The organism is Hymenobacter elongatus (assembly GCF_004745955.1).
Lineage (GTDB): Bacteria > Bacteroidota > Bacteroidia > Cytophagales > Hymenobacteraceae > Hymenobacter > Hymenobacter elongatus.
Genome location: NZ_SRLD01000124.1, coordinates 1 through 653, shown reverse-complemented (window position 1 = coordinate 653; position 653 = coordinate 1). Strand labels below are relative to the sequence as shown.

The 653-nt window shown below is 63.1% G+C and carries 1 protein-coding gene; it reads left to right on the top strand.

Translation table 11 applies throughout. From position 1 onward, the window contains the following. A partial coding sequence (locus E5J99_RS21045; protein ID WP_167852288.1) for a M1 family metallopeptidase occupies positions 1-653 on the top strand: 653 nt, incomplete at both ends.

Sequence of the window (653 nt, the reverse complement as noted above, 5' to 3'; positions counted from 1 at the left end):
CACACCAAGCTGGACGTGCGCTTCGACTACGCCAAGCGCTACCTCTACGGCAAAGCCTGGCTCACGCTCAAGCCCTATGCCTACGCCACCGACTCGTTGCGCCTCGACGCCAAGGGCATGGATATTAAAGCCGTAGCCCTGAGTGACGGCACCACGCAGACCCCGCTCACCTACGACTACGCCGACCAGAACAACCTGCGCATCAAGCTGGGCCGGCTCATGCCCGTGGGCACGCCCTACACGGTTTATATCGAGTACACGGCCAAGCCCGACGAGCTGAAGGTGAAAGGCAGCGCCGCCATTACCGACGCCAAAGGCCTGTACTTCATCAACCCCGACAGCGCCGTGAAGGGCAAGCCGGTGCAGATCTGGACCCAGGGCGAAACGGAAGGCTCCTCGGCCTGGTTTCCGACCATTGACCGGCCCAACCAGAAGACGACCTCCGAAATCAGCCTGACCGTGCCCAGCAAGTACGTGACGCTCAGCAACGGCCGCCTCGACGCGCAGACGCCCGCCGGCGCGGGCCTGCGCACCGACACCTGGAAGATGGAGCTGCCCCACGCGCCCTACCTGTTCATGCTGGCCGTCGGCGACTTCAAAGTCTACAAAGACACCTGGCGGGGCAAGGAAGTGAGCTATTACCTGGAGCCCAA